General features: G+C 50.4%; 20 protein-coding genes. All 20 read right to left on the reverse strand.

The window, feature by feature from the left end; all coding sequences use genetic code 11:
* Positions 1 to 17: 17 nt before the first annotated feature.
* A complete protein-coding gene (locus BM091_RS01775) occupies positions 18 to 992 on the reverse strand; it encodes a TAXI family TRAP transporter solute-binding subunit (RefSeq protein ID WP_093393024.1) in 975 nt (324 codons plus the stop codon).
* Positions 993 to 1044: 52 nt separating this feature from the next.
* A complete protein-coding gene (locus tag BM091_RS01780; RefSeq protein WP_093393026.1) occupies positions 1045 to 2232 on the reverse strand; it encodes a CaiB/BaiF CoA transferase family protein in 1188 nt (395 codons plus the stop codon).
* Between the two features lie 126 nt (positions 2233 to 2358).
* Positions 2359 to 3339 (reverse strand): 3-hydroxyacyl-CoA dehydrogenase family protein, encoded by a 981-nt coding sequence (locus tag BM091_RS01785; protein WP_093393027.1) that lies wholly within the window; start codon positions 3337 to 3339, stop codon positions 2359 to 2361.
* The gene (locus tag BM091_RS01790; protein ID WP_093393029.1) at positions 3326 to 4648 is read right to left on the reverse strand and encodes a thiamine pyrophosphate-dependent enzyme; all 1323 of its coding nucleotides are present in this window, start codon (positions 4646 to 4648) and stop codon (positions 3326 to 3328) included. The genes BM091_RS01785 and BM091_RS01790 overlap by 14 nt, the downstream gene beginning before the upstream one ends.
* A complete protein-coding gene (locus BM091_RS01795) occupies positions 4645 to 5766 on the reverse strand; it encodes a transketolase C-terminal domain-containing protein (protein WP_093393030.1) in 1122 nt (373 codons plus the stop codon). Before BM091_RS01795 ends, BM091_RS01790 begins: the two co-directional genes overlap by 4 nt.
* The gene (locus BM091_RS01800) at positions 5763 to 6773 is read right to left on the reverse strand and encodes a hydroxyacid dehydrogenase (protein WP_093393032.1); all 1011 of its coding nucleotides are present in this window, start codon (positions 6771 to 6773) and stop codon (positions 5763 to 5765) included. Before BM091_RS01800 ends, BM091_RS01795 begins: the two co-directional genes overlap by 4 nt.
* Positions 6774 to 6786: 13 nt before the next feature.
* The gene (locus BM091_RS01805) at positions 6787 to 7737 is read right to left on the reverse strand and encodes a hydroxyacid dehydrogenase (protein WP_093393033.1); all 951 of its coding nucleotides are present in this window, start codon (positions 7735 to 7737) and stop codon (positions 6787 to 6789) included.
* An 18-nt stretch (positions 7738 to 7755) separates the two neighbouring features.
* Entirely contained in the window at positions 7756 to 8418 is a 663-nt protein-coding gene (locus BM091_RS01810) for a GntR family transcriptional regulator (RefSeq protein WP_093393035.1), read from the reverse strand.
* A 17-nt stretch (positions 8419 to 8435) separates the two neighbouring features.
* Entirely contained in the window at positions 8436 to 9974 is a 1539-nt protein-coding gene (locus BM091_RS01815) for a UxaA family hydrolase (protein ID WP_093393036.1), read from the reverse strand.
* 4 nt (positions 9975 to 9978) lie between these two features.
* Positions 9979 to 11658 carry a dihydroxy-acid dehydratase gene (ilvD, locus tag BM091_RS01820; protein ID WP_245735215.1) on the reverse strand — a complete coding sequence of 560 codons (1680 nt, stop codon included), beginning with the start codon at positions 11656 to 11658 and terminating at the stop codon, positions 9979 to 9981.
* Between the two features lie 13 nt (positions 11659 to 11671).
* Complete coding sequence (locus tag BM091_RS01825; RefSeq protein WP_093393038.1) at positions 11672 to 12904, reverse strand: nickel pincer cofactor-dependent isomerase, group 22; 1233 nt, start codon at positions 12902 to 12904, stop codon at positions 11672 to 11674.
* A 22-nt stretch (positions 12905 to 12926) separates the two neighbouring features.
* A complete protein-coding gene (locus BM091_RS01830; protein WP_093393039.1) occupies positions 12927 to 14447 on the reverse strand; it encodes a tripartite tricarboxylate transporter permease in 1521 nt (506 codons plus the stop codon).
* Positions 14448 to 14463: 16 nt separating this feature from the next.
* Entirely contained in the window at positions 14464 to 14955 is a 492-nt protein-coding gene (locus BM091_RS01835; protein WP_093393041.1) for a hypothetical protein, read from the reverse strand.
* A gap of 62 nt (positions 14956 to 15017) precedes the next feature.
* On the reverse strand, positions 15018 to 16133 hold the full coding sequence (locus BM091_RS01840) for a tripartite tricarboxylate transporter substrate binding protein (protein ID WP_177193483.1): 1116 nt from the start codon (positions 16131 to 16133) through the stop codon (positions 15018 to 15020).
* Between the two features lie 37 nt (positions 16134 to 16170).
* On the reverse strand, positions 16171 to 16851 hold the full coding sequence (locus BM091_RS01845) for an aspartate/glutamate racemase family protein (RefSeq protein WP_093393044.1): 681 nt from the start codon (positions 16849 to 16851) through the stop codon (positions 16171 to 16173).
* A gap of 12 nt (positions 16852 to 16863) precedes the next feature.
* Positions 16864 to 17685, reverse strand: coding sequence for a maleate cis-trans isomerase family protein (locus BM091_RS01850; RefSeq protein WP_093393045.1), 822 nt, complete (start codon positions 17683 to 17685; stop codon positions 16864 to 16866).
* Positions 17686 to 17726: 41 nt separating this feature from the next.
* Positions 17727 to 19019 carry a TRAP transporter large permease gene (locus tag BM091_RS01855; protein WP_093393047.1) on the reverse strand — a complete coding sequence of 431 codons (1293 nt, stop codon included), beginning with the start codon at positions 19017 to 19019 and terminating at the stop codon, positions 17727 to 17729.
* Position 19020: 1 nt separating this feature from the next.
* Positions 19021 to 19524, reverse strand: coding sequence for a TRAP transporter small permease (locus tag BM091_RS01860; RefSeq protein ID WP_093393048.1), 504 nt, complete (start codon positions 19522 to 19524; stop codon positions 19021 to 19023).
* 74 nt (positions 19525 to 19598) lie between these two features.
* On the reverse strand, positions 19599 to 20606 hold the full coding sequence (locus BM091_RS01865) for a TRAP transporter substrate-binding protein (protein WP_093393050.1): 1008 nt from the start codon (positions 20604 to 20606) through the stop codon (positions 19599 to 19601).
* Between the two features lie 58 nt (positions 20607 to 20664).
* The gene (locus BM091_RS01870; protein WP_093393051.1) at positions 20665 to 21468 is read right to left on the reverse strand and encodes an MBL fold metallo-hydrolase; all 804 of its coding nucleotides are present in this window, start codon (positions 21466 to 21468) and stop codon (positions 20665 to 20667) included.
* Positions 21469 to 21472 lie beyond the last annotated feature (4 nt).

The raw sequence follows: 21472 nt of genomic DNA on the forward strand, positions 1-21472 counted from the left end.
TCGACCTCCCAAATCTTCTACTGAACGTAGCCCATTTCTTTGTAATAGCGCAGTGCCCCGGGATGTACCGGTATCTTCGCTCCAAGAAGGGCTTTTTCGGGCTTCGCCTGCTCAATGGCCTGCTTCTTCACTTCCGCAAGCTCCGGCCAGTGAGCATAGAGCGTTTTGACAATATTATAGACCAGATCGTCGGGAAGATCCGCCCGAACCACAAGACATGTCACGGTACCCACAGTGGGAACATCCTCCGTCATACCCTTGTAGGCCGTCTTGGGAATAACCGTTGGCATAAGGCCGGGCTCCATCTCCAGAATCTTTTTCATGTGCTCCTCATCGATCGGCAGAAAGCGTATCCCGGGCTGGAAATTGAGTTCAATGAGAGTGGACTGAGGACACGCTGTTACGGCCATGTAGCAATCGCTGTGGCCGTCTTTCAGCATTGCCGCAGAATCGGCATAACCCACAAAGGTTACCATTCCGCCGTTTTTCTTGATGTCATCGAAGGTCAATCCGTAAGCCTTCAGGACCAGTTCGGCAATGATGGTACCGGTAAAACCGATCTTACCGGGAACAATTCTTTTATCCCTGAGATCCGCTACGGAATAAATGTTGCTGTCACGACGAACGGCCATTTGAAAAACACCGGGATAGAGGGACATGAGATGCCTCAGATTTGAGTGTTTCTTAACAAACTCACCTCTACCCTCGTAGGCATTGTAGGCCGTGTGAGTATAGGTCCAGCCTATATCTGCCCTTCCGGCATTGACGGCCTTGCAGTTCACAACACCACCACCCGGTCCGTTGGAAGTAGATATTTTCAACTCCCTCTCGATGATACTCATCATAGCCGAACCCAGCGGATACCACGCTCCACCTTCGGGCCCCGAAGCCATACGGAGAAACTTCACCGCCTGATCCGAAAAACCGATGGCCCCAAAGGCCAGGCAAAAAGTGAGAAAAAAAACACCTGCCCATTTCATTTTGACTTTCATGGTTCCCTCCTATCCGTTGATATTGGTCACAATATTCCCGTACACCGGGATATTAAATAACACCCTCTTTCCTGAGGTTTTCTATGTCTGCCTCGGAGTACCCAAGACCCTGGAGCACTTCTTCGGTATGTTCACCCAAAAGAGGCGGAGCCAAACGGATGGAGCCGGGGGTATCGGAGAGATAAAGAGGAATACCGAGGAGTTTCATTATACCGATGGTGGGATGAGGAACCTCTTCGACCATTTTCAGATGAACAACCTGAGGGTGTGTGAGCACCTCGCCAACGGTATTTATGGGACCACAGGGAACACCGGCCTTTTTAAGCCGGGATATGATCTCCTCACGGCTTTTCCGTCTCGTAAAATCGGTGATTAACTCCACCAGAACTTCACGATGCTTTACCCGATCCTTGTTGGTCTTAAACCTCGGGTCGTTTTTGAGATGCTCCAAGCCAAGAGCATCACACATTTTTATCCACAGCCAATCGTTGGGAACTGCGATGATCACATAGCCATCACCTGCCTCAAAGGCCTGATAAGGCGCAAGATTGGGATGGCCCGAACCCATCCTGCCAGGACTTTCCCCCGTGGCAAGAAAGGACTGACCCAGGTAGGTTTGAAGCGATACCACCGCTTGAAGTAGTGACACCTCAACATACTGACCTTTCCCCGTTTTTGTCCGGGCAAAGAGAGCGGCCATAACACCGAAGGCCGCATAAAGGCCCGTCGCAAGGTCAACTATTGAAAACCCCACCCTGACCGGCGGGCCCTCCGGTTCACCCGTGACGCTCATCAAACCGCCAAAGGCCTGCATGAGAAGATCATAGGCGGGTTCATCTTTCAGCGGACCCCTTCGACCAAAACCGCTAACGGCGCAATAGACAAGCTCCGGGTTAATCTTTTTGAGCTCTTCATAACCCAGTCCGAATTTTTCCATTGTTCCGGTGCGGAAATTTTCGATGAGCACGTCGGATTGGGCCGCAAGGGCTTTGATAATTTCCCGGCCCTGCTCACTTTTTAAATTAACGGTAATACTTTTTTTATTTCGGTTCAGACTGAGATAGTAGCAGCTTTCACCTCCCCATTCCGGGGGTTTATAGTGTCTTGTTTCGTCGCCCACACCCGGCTGTTCAACCTTGATGACGTCGGCTCCCATATCACCCAGAATCATTCCGCAGAAGGGGCCTGCCAGAGTTCTGGCAAGCTCAAGGACCCTGATACCCTGAAGGGGTTGAAGCATTTTAGGCCTCCGGGGGTTTTCTGTTCGACCGTATGAACGGTAGGTCACAACTCACTTTTTATAGCGCCTTCTACAAAAAGTCAAGCTTCTTTACCACAATTCCGCCTTTCTTCTATTTTAAACCGGCTATTCCTTTACCTCGAAAGAATTCAGAAATTTAATCATCTCCACAATCATACGATCACGCCATAATTCTCGGGCTTCCAAATCCGTCCCAAAGGCGGTCTCCAGCAAACTGACTTCTTCTACCACCTTCTCTTTTGCCTCCTCCGGAATCTCGGTCCACGTGGCCATATCTTCCCATCTACTCCTGTAGGAAGAAGAAAAGTGTTCAAAAAAACCTTCTATGTCGCCCCCGGCCATACTGGCCCTCATAAAAGGCCCCATAAAAGGGTCTCGGATCCCCAGCCCCAATCGAAAAGCCCTGTCTATGTCCTCAACCGAAGCCACCCCACGGCCCACCAGATCAACGGCTTCTCTAAGCACTGCGGCCTGAAAACGGTTAAGAATGTATCCCGGTACCTCTTTCTTAAGCCTGATGGGAACCTTACCCACCCGCTTCATAAACTCACATACCCTTTCGACAACTTCCGGCGACGTCAGCTCACCGCCAACGACTTCGACCACGGGAATGATGTGTACGGGCAGAAAGGGGTGAACCAGAACGCAACGCTCCGGATGCCGGAGTCCTTTCTGAATATCCGTCATCCTGAAGCCTGAAGAGCTGCTGGCAAGAATAACCGCCCGATCGGTCATTCCGTCCAGATCTTGAAAAACTTTTCGCTTTATCTGAAGCCTGTCCGGAACGGATTCTTGAACATAGTCCGCCCCTTCCAGGGCTCTTTCCATTACCGTCGTAAATTCGATCCTTCCTAAGGCTTCATCAACTTCGTCAGAAGTCACAAGGCCATGGTCTCTCAAAAGATTAAGGTGTTTTCTTATTCTTCGTTGAGCCTCTGAAAGAACCGTTTCTCCGATGTCATAAGCCGCGACGGGAAGCCCACGGAGCGCAAAGACAACGGCCCACCCCTGACCTATAAACCCCGAGCCTATGCATGCAACCTTTCGGACCTCCACATGACCGGTGTATAAACTATCGGTTCCCATTGCCGGTTATCCCTTCAGAAAGTTTTTTCAGCATTTCCCGCATTTCCTGCCTTATCTTTTGAGATTCGTAACGCCTTTCTATGGCAAATCGAAGCATATCCACGGTAATGCCTCTTTTCATGATTGCCATTAAAGCCAGAGCGCCAAAAGCCCTTTGATTTTTCTTTATACCCAGATCACGAAAACTGACTTCCTTAATCTCGGCAGGGCAAGCAGGGAGGTTCAACCCCGAGTCGCAAATAATCAGTGATTTTTCCGAAAGCTTTTCAAAAATAGCCCGCCTTCTTTCAACGCCTTCCTGGGCAACGGCAAGAACCACATCGGGACTTTTGATCCCGGTGTAGTGAATTTCATCTCCCGATAAAATGACTTCCGCAATCGACGGTCCCCTCAGGACCGTTATGTCGTATTCGTTTTTCTGCGCAACCCTCAGACCCGCACTCATCGCGGCAAGAGCCAGAACTTCTCCTGCCGTAACCACATGTTGTCCAGCCGCGCCGAGAATCAAAACCTCATATCTTCTTCTTTCCAGCGGCTCAAAGCGAATTTCTATTCCCTCCGGAAGCGATACGGGCTCGAGCTTCCCAAGGTGCTCCCTGTAAGCCTTTCCGTATTCGGTGCGCAGGTTATGTTCCACGAGACCCCGGAAAGGCGTTAATTTCACCGATTCCTCAAGCATCTTTGGCGTTAGCCTGTTCCGCCGGGAATATCGGCCCGGGCATATCTCTCTGATCTCAACCACACTAAACCCGTCAAATTTAACGGCCTCTTCGAGAATACCCGTGAGATTACCGTCCTGGGCCGAACAGACATACACAAAGGGGGCTCCCGCTGCCGCAGCAACCTCCGCAACGGGAAGGGGTTTTTCAATTCGGTTAAGAAAACTCGTGGTAACACTGGCATCCTGAGGAGTTGTAGAAGAATGCTGTCCTCCGGTCATTCCGAAGTTGAAGTTGTTCATTATTATCAGCGTCAGGTCCAGGTTGCGTCTGCAGGCCGCCAGGAAGTGAGCTCCTCCTATACCGACACCACCGTCACCCAGTGTAACGATTACCTTTAGTTCGGGTCTGCACATCTTAATCCCGGTGGCGTAAGTAAGAGCGCGTCCGTGCAGGCCATGAACGGCGTGGGTATTGAAAAAGGTATCGAAAAGGCCTGAGCATCCTATGTCGCTTACGATGCACACCCTGTCGCCCTGAAGGCCTAAATTAACGAGGGCTCTATCCAGTGCTTTGACCACGGTTTCGTGAGAACAGCCGGGACAGAAAACCGGCGGTCTTGAGGGATTTATAAGGCTCCCGGAGTTCATTTAGAAAGACTCCTTTCTATCTCCTCAGGCGTTATGAGTGTCCCGTTCATTTTGGTTATCGAGATGATGTCATCTCTACAGAGCACCCTGCTGATTTCCCGCACATACTGGCCTGTATTCATTTCAACCACGGCGATCCTTTCGTAATCCTTAGCTTTTTCTCTTATCAGCTTCTCCGGCACAGGCCACAGGGTTTTCAGCACCAGAAGGCTCACAGTTTGGGCCTTGGATTCCAGGGTTCTGGCCGCTTCCAGAGCAGACCGAGCGGTTATTCCGTAGGATATCACCAGTGTGTCTGCGTTATCTTTATGAAAATAGTCGTAAAAGGTAAACTCATCCACCGAGGAAATCAGCTTTTCTTCAAGCCGTCTGTTCTGTCTTTCTATGTGTTCAGGGTTAGTGGTAATGTAGCCGTCTTCTCCGTGAGTGGAGGAAGTAAAGCGACTGAGTCTACCTCTGGCGCCAATGGGCAGGAAATAAGGAACCCGACCATCGGAGGAGACTCTATAGGGCAGATACACCTCTTCCTTCGGTGCTTCCATCCGGTCTAGGAGAGGCGGTTTTTCCAGTTCATCCAGGTCAATCACCTCACGGGTCATTCCGATTTCCTTGTTGGAAGCAATAAAGACGGGACAGCGGAATCTTTCGGCGAGATTGAAAGCATGGATCGTCAGAGAGTAACAATCCGAGACGGTGGTGGGACACAGCACAATTGTAGGAAAGCCGCCGGTGTTTGACCATCTGATGAACTGGACGTCCCCATCGGCTCCTCTCGTTGCAGACCCGGTGGAAGGGCCCAGGCGCTGAACGTCAACAATAACAAGAGGTATTTCGCAGGCAATGGCGAAAGAAATATTTTCGCTATAAAGGCTTATACCGGGGCCCGATGTGGCCGTCATGGCCTTGTATCCTGCCATGGATGCACCGATACAGAAACCTATAGAAGCGATTTCATCTTCTCCCTGCATCACTATTCCACCGTTAGGAGGAAGGATTCTCAACATGGTGTGTAAGATTGTGGTAGCCGGTGTAATGGGATAGCCCGCAAAGAAGCGGCAGCCTGCATGCAGTGCTCCCCAGGCTACGGCTTCGTTACCCTCCCAGAATACCTTTCTCATAGCCTGTTCTCCTTAAACCGAGTTTCATCCCATGCCTGAGGATTCACAAGATTACGGGGGCGCTCGCCTTTCAGAACGGCAACGACATCACGGGCAACTTCTTCTGCCATCCTCTTAAGCGCTCCATCCGTCATTGCGGCCATATGAGGGGTAACGAGCACATTATCCAGGGTAAAGAAGGGGTGATCTGGCGGTGGAGGTTCCTTTTCAAACACGTCGATTGCCGCCCCGGCAATACGTTTCTCTTTCAGAATCTCGTAAAGATCCTTTTCCACGACAATACCACCTCTTGCCGCATTTATAAGATAGGCCGTCGGCTTCATGAGCCTGAGATAACGCATATCAATAAGCCCTCGGGTTTCTTCGGACAGGGGAACGTGTACGGACACGACGTCGGCTTCAACAAAAACTGACTCCAGGTCGCTCCGCGGTACGGCTCCACCCTGCCGAATTGCCTCTTCCGAAATGTAGGGGTCATAGGCTATCACCCTCATATCGAAACCGTCACGGCACTTCCGGGCAACCAGTCGGCCTATACGTCCGAAACCGACGAGCCCGAGGGTTTTTCCGTTTAGTTCTATGCAGGTAAAGCCAAGCCGCGTGACCAGCCCCGGAAGAGAACCATCCCTGTTGAACAGGCCTTCCCGGAGGGCTCTATCGGCCTCCTTGAACCTCTTTGCAAGATACCCCATGGCCATCACGACATACTCGGCAACGGACATGCTGTTGGCGTCGGGTGTGTTGACGACGATGACCCCTCTCTCGGTTGCGGCCTCAAGATCTATGTTATCCACACCTATTCCGTGCCTTCCGATAACCTTAAGACGAGGAGAGGCCTGAATCATTCGCCGGGTAACAGGTGAAGAACGAACGACGAAAGCATCGGCGTCCTTAAGTTCTTCTACGATGACCTCCTCCGACACACTCGGCGACACCATCACCTTACCGGCCTGCTCCAAAATGGTCATACCTGCTTCGTGAATCTTCTCGGCTAACAGTATCTTCATGAGATTTCTCCTTCTACACGGCGGGGAACCTGGGCTCCCGCCCTTCCAGGACGGCTATGACATCTTCGGCAACCATGCTCATCCTGTACATCCCCTCCTCGGTATGAGCGGCCATGTGAGGAGTCCCCACAAAGTTATCCAGCTTGAGGAGCGGATGATCTGCAGGCAGGGGCTCCTGCTCGAATACATCGGCCGCAGCACCTGCAATTCTTCTTTCCTTCAAAACCTCTATCAGATCCTCTTCTTTCCACACAGGACCTCGAGCCATGTTGATCACGAAGGCCGTGGGTTTCATCATTGTGAAGAATTTTCTGTCTATGAGATGCCTGGTCTCGGGAAGTAAGGGCAGGTTTATGGAGATTATATCGGACTGAGAAAACAACTCTTCCAGACTTACCCGACGGGCATTCATCAGCTTTTCGGCATCCTCTTTGGGCTCAACGTCAAAATATAAAACGGGCATTTCAAAACCGAAATGACATATCCGGGCAGTGCACTGGCCAATGTTGCCGAAACCCACAACCCCAAGGGTTTTTCCCTGTAGCTCGGTCGTGCGGATTTCGTATCGGGCGTTCCAATGGCCCTGTTTGAGTGCTTCAAAGGCGTGGTTGATCTTTTTCGCCAGAACCAGTGCCAGACCGACAAAATGCTCGGCAACGCTCTGAGCATTTGCCAGCGGGGTGTAAACAACGCGAATACCTTTTTCCCTGGCCGCTTCAAGATCTATGTTATCCAGCCCCACGCCGTGACGACCTATTACCTTCAACCTGGGAGCTGCTTCAATAACCCGCCGGGTTATAGCCCCTCGGGCTCTTATGACCACGGCGTCTACGTCGGCCACCTCCCGAACCAGGTCATCCTCTTCAAGAGACTCGGGAAACTTAACGTTGCATTTTTCCTTAAGCAGATTCACACCGGCTTCATGCATGTCTTCACAAAGCAACACGGAAAACCTCTTCTCCATTTTATCCTCCACAATGCTTTAGTGGGCAAAGGCCTCAACCGCCTCCAGCTGAGCAAGATAGCGTTCTTTGGCGTGAGCCAGATGTCTTTCTGCCAGTTCATCCAGCTTGGCAACATCTTTCTCTCTGAAAGCTTTTAAAAATTCCCTGTGTTCCTGAAGGATCGTTTGCAAAACGCCCGGAGACGACCACGATGCATAGCGCACGATATAGAGCCGCGTTCTGAGGTCCACTATGAGCTGGAACAGCACGGGGTTATCGGCCAGCTCAAACATGGCATCGTGAAATCTCGAATTTGTCTGAATCATTGCCTCAATGTCTCTCTTTTCATAGGCTTCTTCAAACCGATCCGCCAGCTCTTCCAGCCGATCGATGTCCTCGGGACGGATGTTCTTCAAGGCCAGCCTCAGGGCAAGACGCTCCAGTTGAACCCGAATAACAAAAATGTCTTCAATCTCTTTTTTGCTCAGGTCTTTAACCGTGGCTCCCTTATAGGGAGTAATCTGAACAAGGCCTTTCGTCTCAAGTATCTTGAGTGCATCCCGGACCGCATAGCGGCTGACATTGAGTCTGGAAGCAAGGTCGGTTTCGACGAGATGTTCCCTGGGTCTAAAAACACCCGTAAGGATCATGTTTTCTATTTTTTTCACCAGTGCATCCAGGTTAGAGCTTTTCTGCGGCATTGAACAATTCTCCCCCCTTAAATGACCGCCCCTATGTGCCAAGGCACAAAGGAGTCATCACCGAAACCGAAGGACTCACTCTTCGTTTTTTTACCCGAAGCAACCTCCAGAATTTCTCGAAATATACATTCACCCATTTCCCTCAAAGTTAACCCCTCGTCGATAATGGCACCTGCGTTAAGGTCCATATCTTTCTGCATACGCAAAAAGGTATCGCTGTTGGAAGCAATTTTTATCACCGGAGCAGGCTTACAACCCAGCACAGATCCTCGACCCGTGGTGAAGCATATAAGATGAGCTCCTCCGGCAACCATCCCTGTAATCGAGGTTACATCGTAACCGGGAGTATCCATAAAAACCAGCCCCGTTTCCGTTATCCTTTCGGCGTAATCATACACCGCCCTGAGTGAAGTGGTCCCGCCTTTGGAAACCGCTCCCAACGATTTTTCGTAAATCGTCGTAATTCCACCGGCTTTGTTCCCGGGCTGCGGGTTGTTGTCGAGCACACACCCGTGAAGCCCGGTGTAATTTTTCCACCACTCTATCTTTTCCGCCAGTTTCAGGGAAACCCGATCATTAACGGCTCTGGTCATTAGAATATGTTCCGCTCCGTAAATTTCGGGCGTTTCACTCAGTACGGCCGTTCCTCCGTACCCGACCAGCATGTCCACCGCTACACCCAGTGAAGGATTTGCAGTAATACCCGAGAATGCATCGGAACCGCCGCACTCTAGTCCCACCACAAGTCTGGATACCGGGACATCCACCCGCTTCACGGCTGAAGCTTCTTTTAATTCCCTCTCAAGCCAATCCCTTACGATTTCAACGGCCCTTTCGGTGCCGCCCACATCCTGAATGTTTACCGTAAGCAATCTGCTTCTGTCCTTCAGATAGTACTCATCCAGCAGAGCCTTCAGCTGATTCGTTTCACATCCCAACCCCAAAAGGACCACGGCAAAAAAGGAGGGGTGATTACAATATCCGGCAATGGAGCGCCGCAGGTTTGCAAGCCCCGGAGATCGGGCGGCCATTCCGCATCCCAGCGTGTGACCAAAGGCCACGACTCCGTCCACCCCCGGAAAGTCCTTTTCAAGTCGTGGCCGGAAAATATCGGCAATCCTTGATGCCACCGGGTTGGCACATGAGACCGTCGTCATTATTGCAACGTAATTTCGAATACCCACACTGCCGTCGGGTCTGAGGAAACCTTTAAAAACGGGCGGTTCATCGGGCTCCGATGTATCGGGGAAAAAACTCCTGCCAGCAGCAACCTTCCTATCTCCCGGAACCTCACCCGCCACCATGTTATGATCGTGAACATGTTCACCGGGAAGAATATCTTTCGTTGCAGTTCCTATGTAGTGCCCATACTTGAAAACAGGGCTTCCTGCCGGGATCGGACTGACGGCAAACTTATGACCACGGGGAACATGATCCCTTAAAACTACCCGGAGCCCACCAACCTGCAGGCAACTACCTTCGGCAATATCCTTCAGGGCCACAGCCACATTGTCGCTTCTATGAATGAGGATTGCACCTGTCCTTACGGCATCCATGCGATCACTCCCTGAGCCTTGCCCCTTCTGAAACTTTACCCACCAGCATGGAGTAGCGTGCCAGGACCCCCTTCACGGCTTTTTCCCTTATCTTAACGGTCTTGCGCCGCCTCTCGAGTTCGGCCTCGTCAACCTTCAAATCTATCCTTCTACCCGGCAAATCGATCTCAATAACATCCCCGTCCATGACATAAGCTATGGGACCACCAAGAGCTGCTTCCGGTGAAACATGGCCCACGCACAGCCCCCGGGTCGATCCCGAAAATCGTCCGTCCGTCACAAGGGCACATTCCTTGCCCAGACCCATTCCCACGAGAGCCGCCGTTGCCGATAGCATTTCTCTCATACCCGGCCCTCCCTTAGGGCCTTCATACCGAATAACCACAACATCACCGGGCTTTATCTTTCCGTCGTATATAGCGTGCTCCGCATCCTGCTCATTATCAAAAACCCTGGCCCTGCCCCGGAAATATTTCACCGACAGATCCACGCCGGTCTGCTTAACGCAGGCTCCGTCAGGAGCCAGAGTTCCGAAAAGGATGGCATAGCTTCCCTCTTCTTTTACAGGGTTATCCAGAGGCCGGATAACTTCATCGTCATTGATCACGGCCCTGGCCGCCACGTCCCTAATCTTCATACCCAGAACATTAACTTCGTCGGGATTCAGAAGAGGCATCAAGCGTTTGCAAACAGCCGGAATACCTCCGGCCATGTCCAGATCCAGAAGGGTAAAGGGACCTGCGGGCTTGAGATGGCATATATAGGGAGTTGTTCTGCTCAGGGTATCAAAATCCTTCAGAGAAATATCTATTTCCGCTTCGGCTGCTATGGCGGGAGCGTGAAGCAGAAGGTTGGTCGATCCGCCGACGGCGGCACAAACTCTTACGGCATTTTCAAAGGCTCCTCTGGTCATGATGTCCCGGGGTTTGATGTCTTCACGGACAAGCCGAAGGACTTCCAGGCCGCTTTGACGGGCAATACGCTTTTTTTCGGATGATACTGCGTGAGCCGTGGACGATCCCGGCAAGGTTACTCCCAGAACTTCGGCAAAACACGCCATTGTGTTGGCCGTACCCATCATGGCGCAGGAACCGGGCCCGGGACAGACGCTGCACTCAAGCTTTAGGACCTCCTCGTCGGTCAACTCGCCGCGACGCCACCTCCCCACGCCCTCCCTCATGTCCGGAATGGCAACCTTGCGGCCCTGAAAATAACCGGGCAACATCGGACCACCGGTTACCATAATTGACGGGAGATTCAGCCGTGCCATTGCCATGAGCATTGCCGGCTCAATCTTGTCGCATCCACCGATAAAAACCAGACCGTCCAGTTGCTGAGCCTCCACCACCAGTTCAATGGAGTCGGCTATCCAGTCCCTGCTGGGCAAAACGTAACACATCCCACGATGCCCCTGCGTAATACCGTCACATATTGCTATGGTATTGAACTCAAAAGGAATACCTCCAGCCTCGTACACACCTTTCTTAACCTCTTCACTCAACTCCCTCAAATGTCGATGACCCGGATGCATCTCATTCCAGGAGTTAACAATCCCGATAAAGGGTTTATCCAAATCCCGATCCAGAAGCCCGAGAGAACGGAGATGGGCCCTCTGGCCTGCCCTTGCAGGCCCATCAACGATTATTCTGCTTCTGTAGGTCTTTGTGATCTTTAAATAGCTCACCGGTTCACCCCCTTTATTCGAAAGGAATTAGCCGCAATTCTTCATCAAACTCGGGAACGAAGGATCGATTTTCGACCACGATGTTGGGCAGCCCCTGTAACTCCGCAACGACGGGTTCAGTAGCCCAGAAAGTCTCCAGCTCCAGTGTGTTCTTGATTCGAACCATACGGATCCTGTGAGGGTCAGGCACCATGTCCAGAGCCAGCTCAAAGGCCTCCTTATCGCTATCCACCACGAGAGGCATTCGGGCGGATCTCAAAACCCTTGATGTTCTGGCGTTCGTGTAGGTTGCGTTCCAATCGACCTTATCTATCAGTCTTCTGGGAACAATGTCGGCCATGCCGATTCCGGTAGCATTCCCGTGGGACGCCGGCGTGAGATCCAGAACGATAACGGTTCTGTAATCCGGCTTTCTCTCGCCGCCTTCCCTTCTCCAGAAACCTATAACGTTGGGGTCCATTCCGGCACCGCTTATGTCCTTGCCCATGCGGTCGATAATAAGCGTATCGAGATCGTCCACGGGAATTCGGGGGAATACCTCCCAGGCATCAAGGAGTAGCGCCCTGTCCACATCCACGAATTCCTCCGGGCCGGCAACCTTTAGCCTGTAAAGCTCGTGCCGCTCATTCTCCACGACGGCCACACCGAAAAGCACGGAGACTTTACTCAGGATAAGCCTTGCGGCCGGAACTATGGTCTTGCCCAGCTGAAACTTGTGCATATAAGAGGCTCCCTTTTGCCTGCCCAGACCCACGGCAAGCATTTTACAAAGCCCCGATTCCACATCGGAGCGAAAGGCCGTGTGGGGTTTGACCCTGTTGATAACGACGAGGTGATCGGCATCAAGGGCATCTCTGGCAAAATAGACCCTTGCCCCCGAATCCAGCTCCCCCAGACAGACTACATCCATGCTGGCAACTATCGGAGCACCTACCACATCTTCTTTGATACCCAGATTTCTCAACACATCTGCCTGTCCCTCGGCAGTAGCAGCACCGTGAGATCCCATGGCCGGCGTTACGTAGGGCTTAAGACCCAGTTCTTTGAGAAAAGCCACCACTTCTTTCACCATATCAACAATACGGGCAACGCCACGGGATCCGACACCAATGGCCACACTCTGGCCGGGACGTACACGGCCGTGCAGATCCAGACTCTTAAGCTGCCGTCTCAGCTCGCCTACAGGATCCTTTATGGACTCGGACCTGAAAATCTGTCTCACCTTACGAAATTCAGGATAACCCATCGCCAGATACCCTCCCGTATTATCACTTTCCTATTTTGCCAGGCTCCCCTTTAGGTTTCACAATCAACGGTTTGACCTGTGAATAGACCGTAAAAATCAGGAAAGCGAGCATAATAATGCTGAAAGGTCTGATCAGCATTCCCAGATAATTGTCACCGTAAGTTATAAGGGCTCTGCGCAGAGCCGTATCGGCAATTTTGCCGACAAGTATCCCCAAAACCATGGGGGCAAGAGGGTAATTGCGCAGACGCAGGAAAAACCCAAGAACGCCAAAGCCCAGCATGCAGTAAACATCGAAAAGGGTGAAACCGGCAGCCCAGGCTCCTAGAACACCAAGGGCGGCCGCAACGGGCAATACTATTTCTCGAGGGCTTGACAGGATGTGTATAAAAGCCGGCGACAGAATAATCCCACCCAGTCTGGAGCAAATAGCAGAAAGCCAGAAAAGACACACCACTTCGGCAACAAAGCCGGGTTGTTCGATCATGAGCATAGGGCCGGGCCTTATTCCGTACATGAACATTGCGGCCATAAGAATTGCCGTCGGGCCGCTCCCGGGAATGCCGAAAATAAGTGTTGGTATCAGGGCTCCACCCGATGTTGCGCTGTTAGCCGCTTCCGAAGCTATGACCCCTTCGACCTCGCCTTTGCCGAAATTGGCCCTGTTCCTGGATCGTTTACGGGCCATCTCATATCCAACCCAGCATGCGGCCGACTCTCCAACTCCCGGAACGATACCAATTCCAATTGCAACAAGAACGGACCTCAGAATCGTAACGAAATATCTACCTATCAGCCTGAAATTGATGAAAATCCAGCCTCCCTCTCCGGTTATCTGGTAAGGTCGATGGCTCTTAAGGACCATAAAAACCTCGGCCATTCCAAAAAGCCCGATCAGCGCAGGAACGAAATTGAAGCCCCTTTGGAGTTCGGCAGTGTAGCCGAAACGGGGATAGGCCCAGATCTCATCCATACCCACCATTGCGATGACAATGCCTATAAATGCAGAAATCCACCCTTTTAGAGGATTATCTCCGGAAAGGGCACCCGCCAGGGTTATTCCCAGCAGTGCAACGAGGAATATTTCCCAATCTCCCAGCTTGAGAGCCGCCACGGCTATAAAAGGAAGCAGCAGAAGTGTACAGCCCTCGCCCAGAATTTCACCGACAAAACTCGCACTGAATGAAGCCTCCACGGCTTCCTTTGCCCTGCCCGCCTTTGCCATGGGAAAACCATCCATAACCGTTGCCGCCGCCGCAGGAGTGCCGGGAATGTTGACCATGATGGCGGTAACACCACCTGCGGCCATTGCCCCCACGTAGATTGCAATGAGCAAACCGAAACCCACATCGGCAGGAACTTTAAAGACAAACCCCATAAGGAGCGACATGGCCATAACCGCCGAAAGCCCGGGAAGCATTCCTACCACAAGCCCCAGTACGGCTCCGAGAAATACCGTAAGAATTAAAGAGGGATTTGAAAGTATCGTTACAATCACATGAGGTAAAAGCTTCCATTCCTGAACCACAAGAGACCAATCCATAGATCAAGCCTCCTCTCTAGGGCACGGGCATGTCGAAAAAATAGGGCAATACCACGGCAACCAGGAGTGTCGCTCCCACAGACCAGAAAAAAACGGCAGGCGGACGCCCTATGCGTAAATAAGAAAATATGGCCAGGTGATACAAAAAGGTTGCCACGATAAAAGGAATTCGCCCGAGAAACACAATAACATACAGGCACATGATGAACAGAACGGCCAGAAAACGCCTGTTTTCAAGAGATAACCTGACATCCCTTATCCACTCAGCAAAAGCCAGCCCACCTGCTCGTAACGCTCCTCTGTAAGATCTCGCAATTTGCCAGCTACTGAGCAAAAATATCATCAGCCCCGAGAAAAAGGGAACGAAACCGGGATAGCACAATATCCCCAGATGTCCTCTGGCAGGCATCCTCAGAGATTCTTCAATAACGAAAAGAGAAAACATCCAAATGAATAGGCCCAGAATAAAATCTCCCGTATGGTAAAGCCTTTCATTAAGACTGCCCATAGACCTACTCTCCCATGTACCCGGGCGAGAAAGGGAATTCCCTTCTCGCCCCGTAATATCAGCTACATACCGAGTTCTTTGGCCAGTTCGGCGTAAATTTCCTCAACCTTCTGGGGCCATGGTTTAAGATTCTTTGCCCGATCGTGGGGAGGCCACTTCCATTCGGTAATTTTGGGGATACCGAATTCTTTGGGATCTTTTTTGGCAATGCCCAGGCTGTGGAGAGCCCAGCAGCGGGCGGACTCAATCTTCGACATCTGCTGGTCAGAAGCCACACCCATTAAGGGCGCAAGAACACCGGCCCGTTCCTTTACCGCAATCCTCTGAAATCCGGGTTGCTTGACCGCCCACGCAAAGGCTTCGGCGACTTTTATGATAATATCGTCAGGGGTTGCCCGGTTTAGATAAACTCCGAAGTAGGGATTAATTGCCATGTAGGGTTCAAGCTCTGGATATTTCTTGGTTACGGCGGGAAAAGTTATGCCCTCAAAGGTCACGTCTTTGTTGTAGAGGTTCGCAAGAGGTCGAATACGGCCTGCGGCTGCCCAATCGGCCAGATCTCCCATTGTCACGGAAACAAACTGGACATCACCCGAGAGGAGATACCTGCCGGCTTCCCGGCCGCCCTTGTAAGGAACCGGCTGAACCTTTCCCCCGACACCGGCGGCATCCAGCAAAAGCCCCGCAAAGATCGCCCCGTTGCTTCCGGGACCGGGTGATCCGAATTTGAAGGTGCCTTCGGGTTTTGATTTTATGTCGTTAATAAGGTCGTCCAGGGTTTTCCAGGGCGCATCGGATTTAACGTAAATCGTCGTGGGAAACACGACGCTCAAAAAGGCATAAAAGTCGTTCCAGGAAACATCACTTGATCCCATAACCGGCCAGGTTCCCAGGACGGCAGCTCCACCGAACCACAGGTAGCCGTCCGCAGGAGCCTTGGCAACCCTGGTACCTCCAATTGCCCCAAGAGCCCCCGTAACATTTGTGACAAGTATGCGGGTTCCAAGCTTTTTTTCCATTTCGGCAGCAACGGCTCTGGTTGTAACATCGGACGATCCCCCTGCCGACCATCCAACGTAGATGGTAATCGGGTTATCCGGCCAAGCCATGGCTCCTTTACCGGTACCCAGAACCATAAAAAAGGCCGCCATAACAGACAACACCGCCAGTCTCTTCATCGCCATCCCTCCTTAAATTGCTCAATGTAACTAAACCTTACACAGCTTTTTCCCCTGGGTCATCAGACGCAAAAAACTGCGAAAGATGCTCCATACAGGCATCCAAGCTGTTAAGGACCGGTACGCAAACCATCTGATCCAATTTCGCCCCAAGATGAGACATGGACAACTGGGCCAGCACTAAGACATCAACATCGCTACTGAGCTTTAAAGCTTCTTTCGTTATCAGCTCATCGTGAAGTTCCCTGTCGCCACGCTGGATTGCCGAAAATGCGTCGGTAACAAGAGCAATCTTAATATCCACCGGTTTGCTCAGGCGCTCTGAATGGCCCCGCAACAATAATTTTGCCGCTTCGCCAGCTGTAACAGCACTACAAATGACACCGATCCGCCTCCCCAGCTTAACTGCTTTCTCGGCCATTGGATCGTCGATTTTTAAAACAGGAATATCGAGCAACTCTCTTACCACATCAACAGCAGGAGAAGTTGACGAACAGGTAAAAACGATCAGATCCGCACCGGCATCCTTTGCGTTAAATGCCATATTGCACAACCTGCGCTTAACCCCGGAAGTCAACCTTCCTTCAGAAAGGAGCTCATTTAGGAGACTTTCATCAACCATGTGGAAAAAGGAGAGGTTCGGAAAACTCTTTTCAAACCTCCCCTTAAACATCTGAGCTACAAAGAAGGCCGTATGTATTGCCGCAACTCGTTTCATTCGTCTCTCCCATTAGACCCGGGGTACCTTCCTGAGTAGCTGGCCGTATCCTTCCACAACGTCGTTTATTCCCAGAAGTTTCATGAGATGCCAGGCCGTTGCCTGATTGGCCGTCACAACCGGCTTACCGGTATCATGCTCAATCTGTTCGATAACGTCACTACACCGGAAATTGGTGCAGGCGATGAAAATTCCATCAGCCTCGGGGACTACGGCCTCCAGAGCCGCTCTATAGGCATCCGAGGGCTTTGTTGCACCCATCTCATAAAGATCGCGAATACCAAGGCCAGTTACCTTTAAAACCTCAAAGCCCGAATTTTCGTAGAACGCTTTAAACTTTGCATTAATCTCATCAATATAAGGTCCTGTAATAACTATCTTTTTGAAGCCCATAAACTTCATGGCTTCCTCGGCAGCCGTGGCCGTAGTGGTACAGGGAATGCCTTTGCCCTGTCCGCCTATGGATGCCTTATAGCAGGGAAAATCGGCAGTAGCCGTCTCCATCATCTCTATTTCTCTCCTGTCCCATCCAGGACCACCGACAAGAGACCCGGCAGTACACGCAAAGGCGATGGCAGATCGGTTACCCAAGATCGGAGAACAGAGTCCTTCGGCTAAAACCCTGGCAGCTTGTCCCAGAGGTTCGCTCAACTTCATGCATTCTTCTACCGTCACAACAGGTTCCATGTGAATTCTCGTCTCCCTTACTTCCACGTAGTCGGGAAGCATTCGTGCGATCTCATGAGTGGGATTCAGATTGGGTCCGACGACAATAAGACCTACTCTTGCTCGATAACCGTAGGGAGCTTCAAATGTCCTTGCATACCTTCTCATAACCACATCCTCCTTTGAATTTATATAATTTAAGGTTCACACTAAATACCAAATAGATCAACAAGCCATAATGTAATGCCAGGCACACATCCAACGAGCATTATCACGGAAAACATCAATACTAAAAACGGCCATATATATTTAGTTGCTTCTTCAATTTTGCACTTTGCTATTGGGCATGCAATAAACAACCCAAGTGCTACAGGCGGAGTTATGAGAGCTGCCTGTACAGTCATTACTACGACAAGGCCGAATATATGAGGATCTATGCCATACGATAATGCAGCGGGGCCTAAAACAGGCACAAGCATGATCATTGTTGCCACTGCTTCCATAACAAATCCCAGAGATAATAAAAACAGGACCGTCAACAGCAGAAAAATGTACGGAGAAGCGGTCCAGCTGAGGAAAGCTTCTGCAACAAGCTGAGGTATCTGTTGGCTTGCCAGAATGAACGACACCAGCTTGGCAGTTGCGAGTAACAGGTACACCACCGACGATATCTTGCAGCTTTCAACAAGGCTATCTGCAACATCCCTCAGAGAGAGATTTCCTGTTAAAATACCCACCAGCATCGCATAGGCCACAGCAATCGCCCCGGCCTCGGTCGGTGTGAAGACACCCCCTATGATCCCGCCAAGAATGATCACAGGTACCATAAGACCCGGGAGTGCTTTCCACAGTTGCCGAAACACCCGCTCCAACGAAAAACTCCGACCCGTCGACACAGGCGGCACGCCGAACCATCTGGCAAAAGCAAACACAAGAATCATCATCCCAAAACCAAGCAGACATCCCGGAACAATCCCCAGTAAAAAAAGCTTGGCAACGGAAATGCCCCCACCAAAAACATTGGCATATATGATCATAGCTACAGAGGGCGGTATGATGGGACCCATCATCGATGATGCCGCCGTTACGGCAGCACAGAAAGCCGGTCTGTATCCCTGCTGTATCATCGGTGGGATAAGCATCGTTCCAATGGCTGCAGTATCAGCTACTGCTACCCCTGTAACTCCCGAAAAAAACATGGAAGAAACTATGTTTACATAAGCAAGTCCGCCCCTAAGATGCCCGACAAGGCTATCGGCCAGTGCAACAAGACCGGGTAACACACCCGATCTCCGCATCATGTCACCGGCCATGATGAAGAAAGGTATCGCCATAAGAGGAAAAGAATCTATGCCTCCGAAAATCAAGGTAGGAATTACAGAGATCGAATAGTCCGGGGTTACAAGCAGAAAAACCAGCGCCGCCATCCCCAGACACACCGCCACGGGAACATTCATGCAAACCATAACGGCAAAGACTACAAGGAGAATCAAAGTGTTCATGTCATGCTCCCTGGATTTTGTCGGTATAACCACCTTTCCGCAATGCAGATAATTCGTTTGTTATGCGACTAATTAAAAACAGAATCATAAGAGCACAGCCTACAGGCATCGCAAGGTAGAAATAGAACATACTCACATCAAAAGTAATGCAAGTTTGGTATCGCTGTTTTGGCAGCAAACCAAGCGTTTCAACACCTAAAAATATCAGAAAGATTATAAATATGAGATGTACAAGTATATTTACATAACATCTACTTCTAGAACTGAGTTTCTTGGTTAACAACTCTATACTGATATGCGAATCATCTTTTATAGCAAGGCAACTACCCATAAAAACCAGCCATACCATCAGGTATCGTGCAAGTTCTTCTGTTATAATAAGACTTCTTCCAAAGAACTTTCTCAATATTACATCGCAAGTAACCATTGCAATTATAAAGAATGAGATCAGAGATAAGAAGATATATATAACTTTTTCTACCATCTTCAGCACATTGCTTAACATAACTGAACCTCGTTATAGTATCGTCGGTGAATACCTGTTGTTGTGCCAGCAGGTATTCACCGATAACAGCTAAATTATCTATTATACCATTTAAGCATATCAACAATTCTCTTAAACTCAGGGTTGAGCTTATCTACAACTTCTCCGTAAACTGTAAAGGCAACATTTCTGAAATATGTAATAGTGTCCGCAGGGACTTCGTTAACCTTCAATCCTTCGGATATTAACTTTTCCATAACTTCTTTATTATCTTTCTCGTTTTCCTTACGCTGCCATAAAGAGGCCTTCTGTGCTGCAACTTTGACGGCGAGTTGTAGTTCAGGAGGTAGCCGCTTATAAGTAATCTGGCTCATGACAACCATTCCGGGTTCGTTAACGTGAGAAGTTAGAGAGTAGTACTTCTGCACCTCATGAAGTTTTCCCATATAGACCATGGCAGGGGGGTTTTCCTGAGCATCGACCACGCCTTGCTGTAAGGCCTGGTAGAGTTCGGTCCAGCCTATCGGCACCGGTACGCATCCAAGCTTTTTGAAGAATTCTATGTGGACTTTGGTAGGAAGGGTTCTGATTTTCAGTCCCCTTATGTCTTCCGGTTTTACAATGGGCCCACGGTTATTACTTACATGGCGGAAGCCGTTGTCCCACCAGCCTGTGATCTCAAGACCCTGAGCGTTTGCAAGCTCGTTAAATTTTGCCCCTATAGGTCCATCAAGAACCTGAAACATTGTCTGTCCGTCTTTCCAGAGATAGGGCAAAAGAACAATGCCCAATTCAGGAATGTAAGCTGTATAGTGGCCGACTCCGGCCAATACGAAATCGACGGATCCGTTTTTGGCCATTTCAATGGTTTCACGGATTTTTCCAAGTGTACCGGAGTGATATACTTTGACTTCCACCCGGCCGTTGGTCACTTCGGCAACGGCCTCTGCAAAATACTCAGCACCTTTACCCCAGGAGTGATCCTTCGGAACGGGGTTGGCGAATTTCAGGGTAAACTCCGCACACTGACCCCGTCCACCAGTTATCAACAAAATTGTTAACATACAGATCGGCACTATTATTGCCACGAGCCTCTTGACCATGGTACCCTCCCATTAGTTGCTTGTTATATTCAGGGTTTATAGCGCCGCGGCCGATCAACTACAGCGAGAAACTGAAGGCGATACCGTAGTTAATTCCCCTGCGAAGCTCCATACTCAACGGGGTTCTCTTTGATAAGTCCAGATCTGCGCTGATTTTGATGCTCATCTCGGACAACAAAACAATTTCACCATCTCTACAGGAAAAGGGACTGTCGTGCCCCGGAATGAAATGGTCGGCAACCTCTAAAAGCTTTTCCATTGAGCGCACTGCCACATCGTAATCCGTGGTCACCATGGAAGGTTTACGGTTTACCAGTTCGCATGCGTTCTTTACCACATCACCGCACAGAGCAACCCGAACATTCCTTCTGAGAACCGCAACCAGGCCACCGGGAGTATGACCGGGAAACACCTTCAAACTGACCTCTCCGAAAAGATCCATCTCTTCATCAACGAAAGTGCAGTCCCTCCGATCAAGTAACTCAACAGCGTTATCTGCCACGGCGCTGTCCACAACTTCTCCTGCCAATACTCTCCTGGCATAGACAAAATCTTTCCTTGAAAGGAAAACGGCAGCTCTGGGGAAGAGTGAGAGATTTAGACAATGATCATAGTGCAAATGGGAAAGCATAAGGTATTTTATGTCAATGGGGTCTATCCTTAGCTCGCCAAGCTGCTGAAGTAGAAGCGATCTATCAGCATAAGAGCCGGTATCAAAAAGACAGAGTTCCCCTTGAAGCCGAAAAAGGCACACCGAGCAAAAACCGAGAAACCCCCGATCGGTTCTCGCAGGCACACCCGGCAGAAGTATCCAGAAATCCTCCCATTCTTTGCCAAAGATATCACTCCCCCAAACCCGCATCTAC

Source organism: Thermodesulforhabdus norvegica (assembly GCF_900114975.1).
GTDB lineage: Bacteria > Desulfobacterota > Syntrophobacteria > Syntrophobacterales > Thermodesulforhabdaceae > Thermodesulforhabdus > Thermodesulforhabdus norvegica.

Excerpts from the sequence above, each read along its gene's own strand:
- BM091_RS01775 (WP_093393024.1), bottom strand. The coding sequence starts at position 992 with ATGAAAGTCAAAATGAAATGGGCAGGTGTTTTTTTTCTCACTTTTTGC.
- BM091_RS01780 (WP_093393026.1), bottom strand. The coding sequence starts at position 2,232 with ATGCTTCAACCCCTTCAGGGTATCAGGGTCCTTGAGCTTGCCAGAACT.
- BM091_RS01785 (WP_093393027.1), bottom strand. The coding sequence starts at position 3,339 with ATGGGAACCGATAGTTTATACACCGGTCATGTGGAGGTCCGAAAGGTT.
- BM091_RS01790 (WP_093393029.1), bottom strand. The coding sequence starts at position 4,648 with ATGAACTCCGGGAGCCTTATAAATCCCTCAAGACCGCCGGTTTTCTGT.
- BM091_RS01795 (WP_093393030.1), bottom strand. The coding sequence starts at position 5,766 with ATGAGAAAGGTATTCTGGGAGGGTAACGAAGCCGTAGCCTGGGGAGCA.
- BM091_RS01800 (WP_093393032.1), bottom strand. The coding sequence starts at position 6,773 with ATGAAGATACTGTTAGCCGAGAAGATTCACGAAGCAGGTATGACCATT.
- BM091_RS01805 (WP_093393033.1), bottom strand. The coding sequence starts at position 7,737 with ATGGAGAAGAGGTTTTCCGTGTTGCTTTGTGAAGACATGCATGAAGCC.
- BM091_RS01810 (WP_093393035.1), bottom strand. The coding sequence starts at position 8,418 with ATGCCGCAGAAAAGCTCTAACCTGGATGCACTGGTGAAAAAAATAGAA.
- BM091_RS01815 (WP_093393036.1), bottom strand. The coding sequence starts at position 9,974 with ATGGATGCCGTAAGGACAGGTGCAATCCTCATTCATAGAAGCGACAAT.
- BM091_RS01825 (WP_093393038.1), bottom strand. The coding sequence starts at position 12,904 with ATGGGTTATCCTGAATTTCGTAAGGTGAGACAGATTTTCAGGTCCGAG.
- BM091_RS01830 (WP_093393039.1), bottom strand. The coding sequence starts at position 14,447 with ATGGATTGGTCTCTTGTGGTTCAGGAATGGAAGCTTTTACCTCATGTG.
- BM091_RS01835 (WP_093393041.1), bottom strand. The coding sequence starts at position 14,955 with ATGGGCAGTCTTAATGAAAGGCTTTACCATACGGGAGATTTTATTCTG.
- BM091_RS01840 (WP_177193483.1), bottom strand. The coding sequence starts at position 16,133 with ATGAAGAGACTGGCGGTGTTGTCTGTTATGGCGGCCTTTTTTATGGTT.
- BM091_RS01845 (WP_093393044.1), bottom strand. The coding sequence starts at position 16,851 with ATGAAACGAGTTGCGGCAATACATACGGCCTTCTTTGTAGCTCAGATG.
- BM091_RS01850 (WP_093393045.1), bottom strand. The coding sequence starts at position 17,685 with ATGAGAAGGTATGCAAGGACATTTGAAGCTCCCTACGGTTATCGAGCA.
- BM091_RS01855 (WP_093393047.1), bottom strand. The coding sequence starts at position 19,019 with ATGAACACTTTGATTCTCCTTGTAGTCTTTGCCGTTATGGTTTGCATG.
- BM091_RS01860 (WP_093393048.1), bottom strand. The coding sequence starts at position 19,524 with ATGTTAAGCAATGTGCTGAAGATGGTAGAAAAAGTTATATATATCTTC.
- BM091_RS01865 (WP_093393050.1), bottom strand. The coding sequence starts at position 20,606 with ATGGTCAAGAGGCTCGTGGCAATAATAGTGCCGATCTGTATGTTAACA.
- BM091_RS01870 (WP_093393051.1), bottom strand. The coding sequence starts at position 21,468 with ATGCGGGTTTGGGGGAGTGATATCTTTGGCAAAGAATGGGAGGATTTC.